General features: G+C 55.0%; 13 protein-coding genes. 1 reads left to right on the top strand and 12 read right to left on the bottom strand.

Annotation, left to right across the window (positions count from 1 at the left end; genetic code table 11):
• Positions 1-2: 2 nt before the first annotated feature.
• The 5 genes from HOL66_01690 to HOL66_01670 form a co-directional block, all read right to left on the bottom strand.
• Complete coding sequence (locus HOL66_01690) at positions 3-962, bottom strand: SDR family oxidoreductase (GenBank protein ID MBT5242938.1); 960 nt, start codon at positions 960-962, stop codon at positions 3-5.
• The gene (locus HOL66_01685) at positions 959-2,203 is read right to left on the bottom strand and encodes a glycosyltransferase family 4 protein (protein MBT5242937.1); all 1,245 of its coding nucleotides are present in this window, start codon (positions 2,201-2,203) and stop codon (positions 959-961) included. The genes HOL66_01690 and HOL66_01685 overlap by 4 nt, the downstream gene beginning before the upstream one ends.
• Positions 2,200-3,168, bottom strand: coding sequence for a glycosyltransferase family 4 protein (locus HOL66_01680; GenBank protein MBT5242936.1), 969 nt, complete (start codon positions 3,166-3,168; stop codon positions 2,200-2,202). Before HOL66_01680 ends, HOL66_01685 begins: the two co-directional genes overlap by 4 nt.
• 61 nt (positions 3,169-3,229) lie before the next feature.
• Positions 3,230-3,904, bottom strand: a complete 675-nt coding sequence (locus HOL66_01675) for an HAD-IA family hydrolase (protein MBT5242935.1) — start codon at positions 3,902-3,904, stop codon at positions 3,230-3,232.
• Positions 3,901-5,157 (bottom strand): hypothetical protein, encoded by a 1,257-nt coding sequence (locus HOL66_01670; protein MBT5242934.1) that lies wholly within the window; start codon positions 5,155-5,157, stop codon positions 3,901-3,903. Before HOL66_01670 ends, HOL66_01675 begins: the two co-directional genes overlap by 4 nt.
• A 154-nt stretch (positions 5,158-5,311) precedes the next feature.
• On the opposite strand from HOL66_01670, the gene HOL66_01665 reads away from it, so the two are divergent.
• Positions 5,312-6,313: an SDR family NAD(P)-dependent oxidoreductase gene (locus HOL66_01665; GenBank protein MBT5242933.1), complete on the top strand. Its 1,002-nt coding sequence runs from the start codon at positions 5,312-5,314 to the stop codon at positions 6,311-6,313.
• Here the strand turns inward: HOL66_01665 and HOL66_01660 are convergent.
• The 7 genes from HOL66_01660 to HOL66_01630 are packed head-to-tail and all read right to left on the bottom strand — an operon-like array spanning position 6,301 to position 14,314.
• Positions 6,301-7,374 (bottom strand): hypothetical protein, encoded by a 1,074-nt coding sequence (locus HOL66_01660; GenBank protein ID MBT5242932.1) that lies wholly within the window; start codon positions 7,372-7,374, stop codon positions 6,301-6,303. The two genes, HOL66_01665 and HOL66_01660, sit on opposite strands and share 13 nt — an antisense overlap.
• A gap of 3 nt (positions 7,375-7,377) precedes the next feature.
• Positions 7,378-8,532, bottom strand: coding sequence for a putative sugar O-methyltransferase (locus HOL66_01655; protein ID MBT5242931.1), 1,155 nt, complete (start codon positions 8,530-8,532; stop codon positions 7,378-7,380).
• Between the two features lie 12 nt (positions 8,533-8,544).
• The gene (locus HOL66_01650; protein MBT5242930.1) at positions 8,545-9,789 is read right to left on the bottom strand and encodes a DegT/DnrJ/EryC1/StrS family aminotransferase; all 1,245 of its coding nucleotides are present in this window, start codon (positions 9,787-9,789) and stop codon (positions 8,545-8,547) included.
• The gene (locus HOL66_01645) at positions 9,786-10,808 is read right to left on the bottom strand and encodes a Gfo/Idh/MocA family oxidoreductase (protein MBT5242929.1); all 1,023 of its coding nucleotides are present in this window, start codon (positions 10,806-10,808) and stop codon (positions 9,786-9,788) included. The genes HOL66_01650 and HOL66_01645 overlap by 4 nt, the downstream gene beginning before the upstream one ends.
• Positions 10,809-10,813: 5 nt before the next feature.
• The gene (locus HOL66_01640) at positions 10,814-11,569 is read right to left on the bottom strand and encodes an NTP transferase domain-containing protein (GenBank protein MBT5242928.1); all 756 of its coding nucleotides are present in this window, start codon (positions 11,567-11,569) and stop codon (positions 10,814-10,816) included.
• A gap of 59 nt (positions 11,570-11,628) precedes the next feature.
• Entirely contained in the window at positions 11,629-12,831 is a 1,203-nt protein-coding gene (locus tag HOL66_01635; GenBank protein ID MBT5242927.1) for a hypothetical protein, read from the bottom strand.
• Positions 12,803-14,314 carry an MBOAT family protein gene (locus HOL66_01630; protein ID MBT5242926.1) on the bottom strand — a complete coding sequence of 504 codons (1,512 nt, stop codon included), beginning with the start codon at positions 14,312-14,314 and terminating at the stop codon, positions 12,803-12,805. The genes HOL66_01635 and HOL66_01630 overlap by 29 nt, the downstream gene beginning before the upstream one ends.
• Between the last annotated feature and the right edge of the window lie 31 nt (positions 14,315-14,345).

The following is a 14,345-nucleotide window of genomic DNA, read 5'->3' as shown; positions in this document are numbered from 1 at the left end:
GATTATCTCTCGTATTCAGGCTGGCTTTTGAACCAGTCTGCAGTTTCCTGCAGTCCTTGTACCATGCTGAACGGTGGCGTCCAGTCGAGAACGCTTCGGGTCGGCTTGTCATCAACAACAAGCGATTGGGTTAGTCTGGAAACGGCGGCGGATTTGCCGCAAAGAGCGCCACCAAGAGCGAGTAAAAATTGAGGAAACGGAAAAATACGTGGCGTTACGCCAAGCGCTGTACAGATACGTTTAAACAGCTCCGGCGTCGATACATCTTCACCATCCCGGGCCAGATAAACCCCGCCGCCTGATTTGGGGTGATCCAGAATATGGCCAATGAGGGCGGCGAGATTGCCAACGAAAATCAGACTGCGACGGTTATCGATGTTCGCCAAGGGAAGCGGCAGCCCTTTGGCGCATACAGCCAGCAACGAAGCAAAATTTCCGCGCACACCCGGTCCGTACACCAGCGGCGGGCGGACGATGTCTACTTGCATGGCCGTTTGTTCGGCAATGCGGAGCAGCGCTTTCTCGGCCTCCAGCTTGGCAATGGCGTAAGGGTCTTTTGGCGCGGGGGAACTTGCGGCGTGAAATGGATTTGGTCCCGTGGCTTCGCCATTGACCTTAATGGTACTCAAGAAAATAAAATGCTTAACGCCGCGCTCGACAGCCTGCCCGGCCAGTCGCGCCGTGCCTTCGCTGTTGACGCGCCTGTTTTCAGCCAGTGGATCGGTAGCGGTTTCATTCATGACGTGGACCCGCGCTGCCAGATGGATGACGGCATCAACGCCATTCAGGGCATCTATCCAGTCCGTTTCAGGGCCAAGCTCGCCGACGGACTTTATCGTCGCGCCGGGTAAGATCAGCCCCCCATCACGGGAACTGACAATAACATCATGACCAACTTTGTTCAGTTGCGGGATCAAGGCGCGACCGACAAAGCCGCTGCCGCCGGTGATCAGAACCTTCATGAGAGGGCTCCCCGGGCTACGCCGCTTGCCGCCGTCTGCAAGACATCAAGCATCTCACGGGCCTGGGTTTTGCGGCTGTGGCTGGGTGCGGCAGCCAGGGCGGCGGCGGCAAGTGTCTGGCAGAGAGTTCCGTCATTGGCCAATTGTCTGACCGCTGCGGCCAGGGCGTCCGGATCTTCGGGCTCAACATGAAGGCCTGCCTTTTCGCTTAAGACAATGCTTGAAGCCTCACCTTCGGGGGCGGCAAGCAACAAAGGCAGGCCCATGGCCTCTGCCTCAAATATTTTTGACGGAATGACTCCGGCAAAAACCGGGGAATTTTTTAAATGGACAAGGGCGACGTCACAGAGACTCCAGACGGCGGGCATTGTTTCTTTCGGTTGACGCGGCATGAAAACCACATTGTTCAGGCCGCGGCTTGTGGCGTCCGCCATCAGGGCGTCGCGCTCGGCCCCGGCCCCGGCCAGCAGGAAACGGATGGTATCATTGTCTTTCAGGCGTTCGGCGGCATCCAGAACATTGCCCAGGGCGTGGGCCATGCCGTGGGTGCCGATGTAGCCTGCGACAAATTTTCCTTTAAAGCCCCATTCATCCGCGAGCGCCGTATCCTGGGGCCGGGGTGCGTATCGGGACAGGTCAACGCCGTTGATGACGACAGAAATCTTGTCAGCATCGATCCCGCGGCTGACAAGGTTGTCTTTGAACGAGCCTGTCAGGGCGGCGATGGCGGCGGAGCGCCGGTAAAGGAACAGCTCCAGCTTTTCAACCAAACCAAGAGCGAAACTTTTTTTCATGGCGCCGACGGCACTGATCGAGGCGGGCCAAAGATCACCCAGCTCAAAAACGAAAGGGACGCCGCGTGTGGCGCTTGCCGCCCATCCGGCGACGGCGGTGAAGAATTGCGGCGAGGTAGCGGCGATCACGTCGGGGCGTTGTTCTTTAAGGGCGGCAAGGAACCCGGTTGCCATGAAGCTCAGGAAATCCAGAGTCCGGTGGGCAACGCCACGATTGGCGGCAATGTATGTTTTGACCCGCACAACCCGGATTCCGGACATCGTTTCGACTTGTTTCCATTTATTTTCAAACCCTGCAAACAATTTGCCTTCAGGAAAATTTGGGACCGACGTTATCACGGTTACCTGATGCCCCCATTCGGCCCAGTAGCAAGCGCGCTCATAAACCCGGGTTGCTGCGGCGTTGCTTTCTGGCGGGAAATTTTCACTTAAGAATAAGATCTTCATGGCTTTTTACCGACCGCCAGAAACCATAAAAAGGCAACATTGAGCAAACAGGCAGAGACCAGGGCGGGCAGTGCCCAGCCGTGTTCCGCACTCCACGCCAGACCGACAAGGACGCCGCCAACCGCAAAAACGGCGGTTGATACGGCAGCGTGAGACAGGCCACGCTGCACAGCTTGCTGATAAAAGTGCTGACGGTGAGCCTGCCAGACTTTCTCACCTCTGATCGCTCTTTTGACCAGGGTCACCGTCGCGTCGGTCAGATAATAGGCCGGTAAAATAAGGGCCGCAGCCCAGTGACCGGCAGCGGCCAGATCAAGAAGCAACCAGCCGAGAAGAAAACCCAACGGCACACTGCCAACATCGCCGAGAAAGATTTTCGCCGGGTGCCAGTTCCATTTCAGGAAGCCAAGCGCGGCCCCGGCGATGATAACGCCAAGCAAAGCAGACGAGCTGCTGCCGATCAAACCAATGCCAAGCCCAATGACGAGGGCTTGGGTGCCGGTGATGCCGTCAATCCCATCCATGAAGTTGAACAGGTTGATAAACCACACCCAAAGCAGCCCTGCGGCAAGAACGTCAAGAGTAACCGACAACACCCCCTGAAAAACGAGCACGGGTTCCGGCCTAAGAGCGAGCACCACACAGACAGCAGTGATTTGAAAAAGCAAACGTAACGCCGGCGGCAGGCCTCGTAGATCATCAACCCAGGACAGCGCCGCCAGAACGAAAACCGTAGTCGGCATGATCCAGGTCAGGAAGGGGCCGCTTTCGAAAAAAATCCCAACCCCAATCCAGGCCACAAGGACCACGACAAGGACTACGATGCCGCCGCCTTTAGGCGTTGGGGTTTGATGGCTTGAACGTTCGTTTGGGTGATCGAGAATGGCACGGTCGCGAAGGAATGGTAACAGGGCCGCCGTACCGGCAAAAGTGACGGCGGCAACGGTAAACAATAGGGCGAGCACGATGATATCCATAGACCGGAGTTTATAACCAACCACCCTGTCATCGTAAGAGGCTATTTTTTCAATGCCCGGCGATGACTTTCAGGGTTTCGTCGAGCTGATTAAAATGATCGATCTGGGCGTTGGCGCCAAGAGAATCAAGGGGCACATGGCAATAACCGAATGTGACCAGAATACTTGGCAGGCCAGCGTTATTGGTGGCCTTAATGTCGACCTCGCTATCGTCAATGAAGGCGGCGCTGTCAAGGCTGGCGTCCATGACCTCCAGGGTGTGGAAGATATGGCGTGGATCCGGCTTGCGAAAGTCAAGCGTGTCGCCGTAGATAACGGTGGTGAAAAAACGCTTCAAATCAAGGGCTTCGAGGACCGGAAAACAGGTAGCCTGTGGCTTGTTGGTGCAGATACCAAGGCCGAAGCCAGCGCCTGAGAAACGCTCCAGCACTTCGCGCGCATCGGGGAACAGCACAGTGTGTTCGCCTGGGTTGTGGCGGTAGCTGTCGAGGAACCCGGATAGCAAGAAGTCAATCTCGTCTCGGCTGCCGGGCTGGCCGGTCATATTCAGGGCCTTTTTGACCAGGATGGGGGCGGGAAAGCCGACCAGAGACTTTGTCTCGGCAATACTGATCGCTGGGCGGCCCATGGTTTTCAGCGCCCGATTGACGGAAGCGCAGATATCAGCCGCGCTGTTGATCAGGGTGCCGTCAAGGTCGAACATGAGGTTTGAGAACCCGTTCATTCCGCATTCACCGTAAAGAAAGCGGCGGCAAAAGCCATCATCAGCCAGATGGCCCCCATCCACCAACCCTGCCAGGCACCATAACTGATGCTAAAAATCACTAGGCCGGTGACAAAGGTGCCAAAAAGGATTGAGCGCTCAAAATTATTTGAAACCGCCGCCAGTCGGCGAACAATCAGGAAAAGGCCGGCCGCCAACAGAGCGGCTCCTGCCGCCCCCAACTCCAGCCATACCTGGAGAGTGCCATTATGTGGATGCAAGGGGATTGGTTCAAACAGGTTGCTCCATTTTGTATCGGCTTCCTTGCCCCCGAAAAAATATGCAACCTTCTGATCGGGGCCGTAAAACGCCCGCGCCGTATCGAACCCGGAGCCAAAGAACGGGCGTTCAAATATATGACCCGCCGTCGTTTGCCAGATCACGAGCCGGTGCTGTGACGAATTCGGAAGGACGGCTGCGTTGTTATCAGGCTGAAGCGGGTCGGGTAACGCCGATACGAGCCAGGGCGACGACAGTACGCCGAGAACGCACAGGAGCGAGAACCCCCGCAAAACCGGTCTACCGCCAACGAAGGCGATGAGGGCGGCTGCCATTCCGATAACGAGGGCAGCTTTGTGGGAATCGGCCTGACAAAAAGCCAGTACGGTTACGCAGACCGTAAAACCTGCACTGGCCCACAAGACTCCCTTGTGCCGCCAGAGCGCGATTGTCCACGGCAAGATGAACACCGACGCCACCGCTGCACCCTGGTTGATACCGCGAAGAAGGACGATGTTCTGTTCTGTCGGGCGCCCCATGATTGTCCCCGGCAGGGCCAGAATGGGACTGCTGAAGGCGACTTCGATGGCGATGACGCCAAATCCCAATACCCCGCCGGCGATGAGGCCGATCTCAAATACACGCCTCGCTTCACCTTTCAGCCGACGGGCGGAAAAAGTCAGAACAAGGCCGCCAAACAAGACAAGGCCGAGCACAAGGGCCTTCTTAAAGCTGGATTCTGGGGTCATCGACCACATCGCGCTAGAGAGCGATAATAAGATGAAAGCGGCGGCAAGGGCCAGCGACGGTCCCACCGGACCCCGGTTTTTTTGTCTGTGCGCCAGTCCAACAATGAAAGAGGACACAGCCGTCAGCCCGAATAACAACGCCACTCCCTTTGGTGCAAGAATAGCGAGGGGAAGGGTTAAAAAAGCGCTCACGCCGAGAATGCGGCCCTCGGCCAAATGGGCAATTCGTTCCGTTGTCGAGATCATAGGCCTATATTATCTTTGGTGGGGTCGGAGCACCCGTTTGAATCGGGGAACAGTATCCCTTTCCTAGTCTGTTGCCAAGGCAATCGGCCATTGTATTGACACACGGCGCGGAAACGTGAAAAAACGCGCATAGGCGCATCGGAGGATATCTTAAATGTTTTGGAAAAATCGCCGCGTGTTTGTTACCGGAGCCGATGGTTTTATCGGCTCTCATTTGGCGGAGCGGCTGGTTGGGCTCGGCGCCGAGGTAACGGCCCTGGCCTTGTATAACTCATTCGACGCTAATGGCTGGCTCGACGACAGTTCGGTCGCCGTACGCGAATCTATGACCGTGGTGCGTGGCGATATCCGCGATCCGCACCAAATGGCGGGACTGTGTAAAGGTCAAGATGTGGTGATGCATCTGGCGGCCCTGATTGCCATTCCCTATTCCTACGATGCGCCCTCAAGCTACGTGCAGACAAATGTCCAGGGGACGGTCAACATTCTGCAGGGGGCTTTGCGTGCCGGCGTCACGCGTGTGGTTAATACCTCAACCAGCGAAGTCTATGGTACGGCGCAGTTCACGCCAATTAACGAAGACCATCCCTTGCAAGGGCAATCACCCTATTCGGCCAGCAAGATCGCCGCCGACATGATGGTCGATTCGTTTGCGCGGTCGTTCGATCTGCCCGTGGTGACCTTGCGACCGTTTAATACCTATGGCCCGCGCCAGTCGGAGCGGGCGGTGATCAGCACCGTCATCCGCCAGGCGCTCGACCCGTCCTGTGGCGCAATTCGTGTCGGCGAACTGACGCCGACGCGCGATTTTAATTTTGTCGATGACACTGTTTCCGCCTTTCTCGCCGCCGCGCAATTGGATGGCGGCCATACGGGTCAGGCTTTTAATGCGGGCTCCGGTCGGATGGTCAGCATCGCCGATATGGTTACGATGGTGGGGCATATTACTGGCTGCGATAAGCCGGTCATCCAGGAGGAACATCGAAAGAGACCAGCGAAGAGCGAGGTCATGGCCTTGATGGCGGACGCCTCGCGCTTTACGGCGGCCAGTGACTGGATATCGAGCGTCAGCCTGGAAGAAGGCCTGAGCAAAACCATCGAATGGTGGAAGAGTCGCCTTGACAGGGTCCGCGGCGACGCCGGTTACATGGTCTGATCGGCAAGTTGGTGGTCGAGAAAACCCAATAGTTTTTCTGCATCATAGTGAAATTTGAATTCCCTGCGGCGCTCTTTGTCAACCGCAAACGGCGTTGCGTCATCGCCTTCACGAAGGACCGTGCGGATATATCCGTAACGGGACAGGACAAGCCTGTTTTCAACTTTCAAATTTGGTTGCAGCGAGACGACGGGGCGACCCAGAAGGAAGGCCTCGAGCAGCATGATCGATGTCATGCCGTAGATTTCGTCGGACATGACGATGCTTTCGACGGCGGTCACTTCCTGTTGCAGAAATTTTATACGGAGGGCTGGAAATTTTTTTTCCAGATAGCGGAATTTTTTAAGATTGTCCTTGGGGTGTAACTTGACCAGGGCGATCCCGTCCACGTTGGATCGCGAAACGATTCGCAGGAACGTTTCAGCGGCATCGAATTGATCGAAGCCCAGGGATTTTCCGTAATATTCCGAAAGGGACTCGGAAACGAATAGAGACGTCCTGAGCGCTTTGTCCAGGCCCAGTTTTTGTTTTATGTCTGCGGGCCTGAGTGTTTTCGCCTGCTCGATGACGGATGTCAGGTATGGCTGCCCAAACAACACCAGTCGTTCGGCGGGAAACCCCTCCGCCAGCATTTCTTCTTCGCCGATGCGGTTGATGCAGTTGATATGATCGGGAAGCTGTGACGGGTCTGTTGGCCCCTTGCCGTAAAAACGAAGCAAGTAATTCTGCCACTGGTCGAGAAAAGCCAGCGTGGGAACGTTATAGGCGCGGCAATTCGCCCAGAAATCAGTCTCCGAAGAATCTTTTTCAGGAATACTCGTGGCCGACGTGATGGCGTATTCAGGTTCGTATTCACCCAGCACGCCGACCTGTCCCCTGACAATTTGTCCGCTATCGAAATGGGGGACGCCAGCTCGTGCAAATCTGTCATTGGCGTAGGCGCGAGCCAATACGGTGACATCGTAGTGACCGGAAGATTCCAGTGACCGGTACACCGGAATTAGCACTTCGGCGCCCCCGGGCTCGCTACTGAAAAGAAGAATTTTTCTTTTACGGGGCATTTGTCAGAATACCTGATGTTCTGTCTTACGCCGCCAGAATGCTTCCAGATGAGGGTTCAGGGGATCATAGGACGAGACCGGCTTGCCAGGATTGAGCAAGGGCGATTTCGCCAGTATGTCAAAGTTCTCCATCAATGAATTCTCGTAGTCTTGCCAAACTACTCTTTCCAAAACCCCCGGTTTTCCCGGTGCGGCGGCAAGGGTGACGTTGCCGATATTTTGGGCAAGGTAGACGTTTTCCGCCCGCGTCGATGCGATCCGGAGATAGTTCAGGGCCTCGGGGCGATCAATTTCGTCCAGGCTGATGGCGCTTGTAAACAAGTCCACGGGAATGTCGGCCAGCAGCGGAAACTGCCAATTGCCGAAAATGTATATTTTCCCCTTTTTCAGATTTTCCAGAGAAGTCATTTCCCGGGTCCGGCGGAAGGACACCACATCATCAGGAAAGACAGATTTCAAATACATCTCGCAAACGTAAAGTTGCGGCGGCAAATCGAATAGCAGGATGGTCAAATCCTTATGGAGTTTTTTCAAGACCTCCGCCTGTCCGCCATAGCCGGAAGCAAGTTCCGAAATGACCTTTCTGCCGGAAAAATCCATGTGCTGGGAACAATAAGTATAGCGTAAATAATACCGCAGGAAGTTTGGTGTATAGAACTTTCCATCCACTTCGAACCCGGCACCGGGATGACCTAACCGTGAAGATTCGATATCCGAAAGAGGTTTTGATCCCCGTCGCATGCCGACGGCATGGGCCTGCTCAAAGGCCATGGCGTAGATATCGTCAATGGACGTCCGGCAAATCGTGTTTGCGGGCAAATTATCCAGGGTTTTATTGAGAATCCCATTTGCGGATTTTAAAAGGTTACTCCAAAACGGTAGCCGTTTGGAAAATTTGTTGTTGAGAAAACGAATCCCCTCGAGACTGACGTCGCGGAAGCGTTCACGTGGCTCGGACGCTCCAAAAGACACCAGTTTGGAGCCGCGCCGGTTGCGAAAATCACGCAGTCCTTGCGATCTGAGTTCCGGCACAAGAATCCCGGCGTAGTAATCCCAATAATTCGTCGGCTGGTATAACTGCGCTACGCCGGCCAAGTCCGACAGCATCGCATCAAGCAGGCCCTCATCGTCGGCAACCTGGTCGTGAGAATCGCTCATCGTCCGTGGGCCTTATTTCATCAACGCGGCTTTTTCGTACAAACCGACGATCCGGTCCATATCCGCCGCCGTCATTGGTGGGTAGTTGCAACTGAGAACAATCATTTCCTCGTTATGCAGGCGCTCGACGACCGGACAACCGGCGTCGCCATAATTCACCGACGCCGAATCGTCGGCCAGGTTGAACGGATATCCCGCCTGGAACTCATTCTTGCGGGAAAATACCGGCAGCCGGTAAAGTGGTTTGATGTAACCGCCGGTAAATCGGTAGACGGGGGCGCCAAGGGACTTCACGTTTTCCAGAAATCTCGTCCGGTCCATACCCGCGGCCTCCTCGTTGAAGAGTAATGGATAGATGTAATAGACATGGCCGCTGCCTGGACGAAGAGTGGGCGGCGTCAGAAAATCGAGTTTCCGGAAGCCTTCGCTCAGTCGATCGGCCAGATCGATTCGTTGGCGCAACAGGGTCGGCAGCTTCTTCAGCTGTTCGACCATGATTGCCGCCTCGATTTCGGGAAATCGCGTGTTACCACCAACCATATTGCGAAGATTTTTGACTTTCATATCCGAAACGATGGCCTCGCCATGGTTGCGGATTAATTGCAGGCGCAACGCCAGTCCATCGTCATTGGTGACGGCAGCTCCGCCTTCTCCACAGTGAATGATCTTGTGCTGGTTGAAGCTGTAAACGCCAATATCACCAAAGGTTCCGGCAAAGCCATCGTTATAAGGACAGCCTGGAACATGTGACGCATCGGTAATGATCTTGAGATCGTATTTGTCAGCGATCTGGCGCAGGGCGGCCATATCGGAAGATTGGCCGAACAGGTCAACGCTCAGGATGGCGCGGGTTTTATCGGTTATCTTCTCCTCGATCTTCGCCGGGTCCATGCAGAAGGTATAGGGTTCGATATCGACGAACACTGGAATGCCGCCATAAAACAGCGGTGCTGTGGCGGAAATACACATGCTGTACGGCATTACCAGAACCTCGTCGCCCGGCACGATGCCAATCGCCCCGACGGCGGCGATAAGGGCTGATGTCGCCGAATTGAAGCTGACCGTGTGGCTGACTTGGTGAAAATCGGACCACGTGGACTCAAACGCCCGAACGTTTTTACCGCCAAAGAACTTGACGTCGGCGGCGCCGAGATAATCCGATAGCATACCTTCGTGCACGACTGCGGCGGCGGCAGCCGCCTCTTCCTCGCCGATAGGATTATATGGGGGGAAGGACAGGGTTTTGTTCTGGATCATGATATTTCATTCACATTAATTTTTGTTTCGGTTTCAGCGGATTTGATGATGGCATCCAGGATACGTCTTGTGCGCTGCGATTGTGCCGGGGTGTTGATTGTGTGAGCACCGCCGCGGGTGACCCTGGCGATGTAATCGACCGCCGCAATCATGCTCTTATCCCACCCAGTTTTTTCACTGCGTTTGCTGTCTTCCTCAAAAACACTGACGCCGGAATAGGCGTAATCACCGACCGTGCGGCGTTCCAGCCAGCGTCCAGTTTGGTTCAATGTCAGGCGACCGTCGGCCAGAAAAATATCGATGTCAAAGATATGATAATTGTAGGCGTGAATGGAACTGTCGACCGTTTTAACGGTGATGTTGAAATTGTCATAATAGAGGACGAATTCATAGGTCAGTTGATTGTTTTCCAGGTTTATGACCGCGTTGTAGACATACACCGCCCCCGGCGCGCCAAAAAGTGCGTCCAGGGTGTCGAGCATGGTGACGCCGACATGCTCGAACCCATTCATATACATGGCATTGACGGTAATAATGCGCGTTGGGTCGGCGGCGAATTCGGCGGCCAGTTCTGCGTAAAGGGAATCAAAGCGGCGCTGAAAGTTGACCACGACATTGATATCAGCCGCCCGGGACATGGCATCAAGGGTCGCGATGTCACCGGCAGACGACGCCAATGGTTTTTCAACGAACACCGTTTTGCAGCATTCTGTAGTGATCAATCGGTGGACAATATCAAAATGAGTCTCATCAGGAACGCAGACACTGACCACGTCATGATGAGTACCCAGGATGTCATCGATACCACCGGCAATTTTTATTACATTCCAGGAGCTCTGAAAGGTTTGCGCCGCTGCGTCGTCGAGATCATAAACCGTTGTCAACGAAAACCGTCCGTCGGCCTTGTAGGCACCCGCGTGGGAGTAGACCCCGTCCTCTCCTTCTCTGAGGTTGGTGTCGTAGCCGCCGGCGATTTGACCGGCGCCGATCAGCGCGACGCTAAGTTGTTTGTTTGGCATTGTCGTCATCGCTGCATTAAACTTAGATGCGGCGCCGCTTCCTGTTTCAGTTTGAGTGTATCGGCGAACAGGCTCGGATCCCGGCGATAGAGCGCGATCAAGTCCGCCGTTGTGAAGCGGAGTCCGCCGAAGTGGGTGTAGATATTTTGCGCCAAGACCATATCTTCTGGGTAGTCGACAGTAAAGCGGAGTTCCGGATAATGAAGCTCCGGCGGCGCCTTGATATTGAGCAGCCGGAATTGCTCTTTGTGCTCCCAGATATAGCGGGTCACGTCCTCGCGATCGGCTGGCGATAGATCATCACGGCGATTTATATCTTCCAAGCTCGAGACACGAACGATGTGCCCGTAAATTCCCAGGGGATAGGTCAGTTCCAACGTATTGCAAACAAGGTCGTAAGCATCGTCTTTGTATAAGCCAATCAATTGATCAATCAGCAGGGCATCCAGGTAAGCTGAATCTGCGCCCATCTGAACAATGGCATCGGCACCGGCGGCTCGGGCCGCGCCGACAACACGAGCGAGCACGTCGTCCTCGGAGCCGCGATGGCAAACGACATCGTTGTCGGTACACCAGATGGCAATGACATCATCGCCCGGCGCCACCGACGTCGCTACCAGCAGTCCGTCGATTTGTCGGCACTGACGAAAGCGATGGAAAACGGCTTCGAGGAGCGGCATGTCGTCAAACACAGGCTGCATGGTCTTCCCCGGAAGCCGCGACGAACCCATCCGGGCCTCTATACTGCCAATAATTTTCATTTTTTCACCATGATTCGAATGTTACATAGTTGGACAATAAGAACAAGTTGTCGTCAGAGTCATGGAATAATCCGATGCGGTCCGGCCATATTTTGCCTGTTTTCCAACAGTTTCTCCGTCTTATCAATCGCCACCTGATCGTACAGGGCGGCCAGTACTGAATTGCTTTTAATCATAGCATTCAACATCGCCAGGGAGGCGATTTCGTCCACATGAATACCGTCGAGCGTGTGTTGGTCGTCAATACCGAGAACGGCCAGATCCTGAAAATCGTTAAATGCGATACCGTTCTTGGCGGCGGCACCAGCAACCGTTTTCTTGACGGCGGCAAAATAGGCATCTTGCGCCGGCGTCTTCCTGATGGTCTCATCCACCGCCGCCGCCATCGGCGGAAAAAACAGGATCAACGCGACATCTTGGTCGCGGGCCTCAGCGATGATTTTATCAAGCAGATCCCGTTCCGCGTCGTCTGGCGCGCCGGTATAGGCAAATCGTCCGTGACTCGCGATCACTTCCTGCCGATAGAAATGGAAATCTTCACCGTGGCCCATCCGCCGGGTGGCCGACGGCGTTTTCTGTGCGTTCAGAATGTCGCCGTATTGGTAGCTGCCGTCGGCACGAAATCCATTGCCGGACAGCGTCGCGTGATAACCGACCGGCTTGCGTCCGCCCAACGGATCGGCGTGGCGATTAAACGCCGCATCGCCAAGGCTGCTTAAAACCCGAAGCGTCATCCCTTTGGTAATAGCCATCGACAGCAACGCCTGATAATTAAAATCCATGACCGGGCCAGCCGGAGTTGGTCCACTGCGCCCGGGCCGGAACCACCAGGGGTCGACCCCCAGCAGGACGGTTTTTGGACGATGGTGTTTATAAAGCGACAGCAAAAAGGCCCGGGCGTCACCCAGGCTGGAGGCAGCAAGGGCTGCGTTATAAAATCGCACACCCTTTGGCGCCATGACGTCACGGAATTGCGTCACACGCGACGATCCCAGGATCAGGAAGTCGGGGCGCGTGTAAACGGCCCGTTTTAATTTATACGCAGCATACTGTTGGCCAAATCCGGGCCCCCACAACAGGTTCTCTGCCCTCTCGATCACGTCTGGAGAGAAAACATCAATCTCATTGGCGACATAAAGAAACCCGCCGCTAAGGCCCAGGGCGCTGACAGCCGTCGCGGCAGCTGACACCATCATCCGGCGCATAAAGGGATGCATGCGGATGCGGCGGCGCTCAGAACTGGAAATAAAGAAACGTAACATTCGACTGTACCCACATCACCAGAAAAACCAATGTCGCAGCAATGCCCAGACCAACCGGCACCAGCTTCGAGCGCAAGGCGCGTCGCCGCGGGGCCGGTTCCAACAACGCCATCGCCACTGGCCCAAAGAACACAATCGCTAGCCCGGCGGCGGTAAACGCCACCTGTCGGATGCCGCTGAAAAAGCCGACATCACCGGCCCGGATATTGAACACGGTGGCAAAATCGCCTAACGCGGGGATCAGCGCACCGTACGTTTGCGGTACTACGACACCGTCAAATCCGAGCATCAGATAATAAAACCGTTGCACCACCGCGAACCCCTCAGCGCGGAACGGTACCCAAGTAAAAACTATAATAATAAACGTCGCCCCGACAGCAAGCCAGACGGGCGGGCGGCGGCTGGTAACGCTGCGCAGGGCATGATTCACCGCCAGCAGGGCACCGTGTAAAAAGCCCCAGAATAAAAACGTCCAGTTTGCTCCATGCCAAAGCCCGCCGATCATCATGGTCGCCAGTAAATTAAGATAGCGCAGGGCCGGACCACGGCGATTTCCGCCCAGAGGAAAATAAAGGTAATCGCGCAGGAATCTCGACAGAGTGATATGCCAGCGGCGCCAGAAATCGATCATCGAGGCCGCCTTGTAGGGGGCGTTAAAGTTAATTGGCAGATGCAATCCGAAAAGAAAAGCCAGACCGATGGCCATGTCCGAATAACCGGAAAAGTCAAAATAGATCTGTAAAGTGTAGGCGACGGCGCTGGCCCAGGCGTCGAAAAAAGTCATTCGATCCAGGCTGGCGACGGCGAAAGCGCCGTCGGCGTAAACGCCGAAGGTGTCTGCCAATAAAACCTTTTTCGCCAGTCCGATGACAAGTAGCGCCATTCCCGGTACCAGATACCGCGTGACATAGCGCGCGCCACGTAGGCGTTGTGCCAGATGCTCCAGTTGAGGCATGATTTCCGCGTGGTGAACAATGGGTCCGGCGATCAGCTGTGGGAAGAAAGAAACAAAGAACACGTACTCGACGAACGAATACGCTCGGTGCTTGATATTATTATAGCTGTCTATGAGAAAGGCGATTTGTTGAAACGTATAGAAGGAAATGCCGATCGGTAGGGCGGTGTTGACCACGTTGTCGAAAAAGCTGTCAAATTGGACGACTGTGAACATGTGAGAGAAAAACCCGAGATATTTAAAATATCCCAGCATGCCCAGGTTGAAAGCTATTCCGGCGACCAGCAATAGCCTGCGCACTAGGGGCTCCCGCCGGGGGGCGATGGCGCCGCCCATCAGGTAATTGACCAGAATTGAAAGGACAATCACCCAAAGGTGGGCCGGTTTCCAATAACCATAAAAAAACAGTGAGCAGGCCGCCATAAAGGCTAGTCCCGCGCGGTTGTGATTGGCACGAAACAACATGAATCCACCAATGAATGCCACCGGCAGGAACAAAAAAAGGAAGGGAAAGGAATTAAAAAGCACGGATGAAAAAAATTCCAGGGAATAAAAGGAG

The sequence above is a fragment of the Rhodospirillaceae bacterium genome (genome assembly GCA_018662005.1).
In the GTDB taxonomy this organism is placed as follows: Bacteria; Pseudomonadota; Alphaproteobacteria; order Rhodospirillales; family JABHCV01; genus JACNJU01.
Note: the sequence above shows the minus strand (reverse complement) of the source record. Positions and strands in the feature narration are given on the sequence as shown.

What these genes read in the sequence shown, in the direction of transcription:
- HOL66_01690 (MBT5242938.1), bottom strand. Translation starts at nt 962, where the DNA reads ATGAAGGTTCTGATCACCGGCGGCAGCGGCTTTGTCGGTCGCGCCTTG.
- HOL66_01685 (MBT5242937.1), bottom strand. Translation starts at nt 2,203, where the DNA reads ATGAAGATCTTATTCTTAAGTGAAAATTTCCCGCCAGAAAGCAACGCC.
- HOL66_01675 (MBT5242935.1), bottom strand. Translation starts at nt 3,904, where the DNA reads ATGAACGGGTTCTCAAACCTCATGTTCGACCTTGACGGCACCCTGATC.
- HOL66_01670 (MBT5242934.1), bottom strand. Translation starts at nt 5,157, where the DNA reads ATGATCTCGACAACGGAACGAATTGCCCATTTGGCCGAGGGCCGCATT.
- HOL66_01665 (MBT5242933.1), top strand. Translation starts at nt 5,312, where the DNA reads ATGTTTTGGAAAAATCGCCGCGTGTTTGTTACCGGAGCCGATGGTTTT.
- HOL66_01660 (MBT5242932.1), bottom strand. Translation starts at nt 7,374, where the DNA reads ATGCCCCGTAAAAGAAAAATTCTTCTTTTCAGTAGCGAGCCCGGGGGC.
- HOL66_01655 (MBT5242931.1), bottom strand. Translation starts at nt 8,532, where the DNA reads ATGAGCGATTCTCACGACCAGGTTGCCGACGATGAGGGCCTGCTTGAT.
- HOL66_01650 (MBT5242930.1), bottom strand. Translation starts at nt 9,789, where the DNA reads ATGATCCAGAACAAAACCCTGTCCTTCCCCCCATATAATCCTATCGGC.
- HOL66_01645 (MBT5242929.1), bottom strand. Translation starts at nt 10,808, where the DNA reads ATGCCAAACAAACAACTTAGCGTCGCGCTGATCGGCGCCGGTCAAATC.
- HOL66_01640 (MBT5242928.1), bottom strand. Translation starts at nt 11,569, where the DNA reads ATGAAAATTATTGGCAGTATAGAGGCCCGGATGGGTTCGTCGCGGCTT.
- HOL66_01635 (MBT5242927.1), bottom strand. Translation starts at nt 12,831, where the DNA reads ATGTTACGTTTCTTTATTTCCAGTTCTGAGCGCCGCCGCATCCGCATG.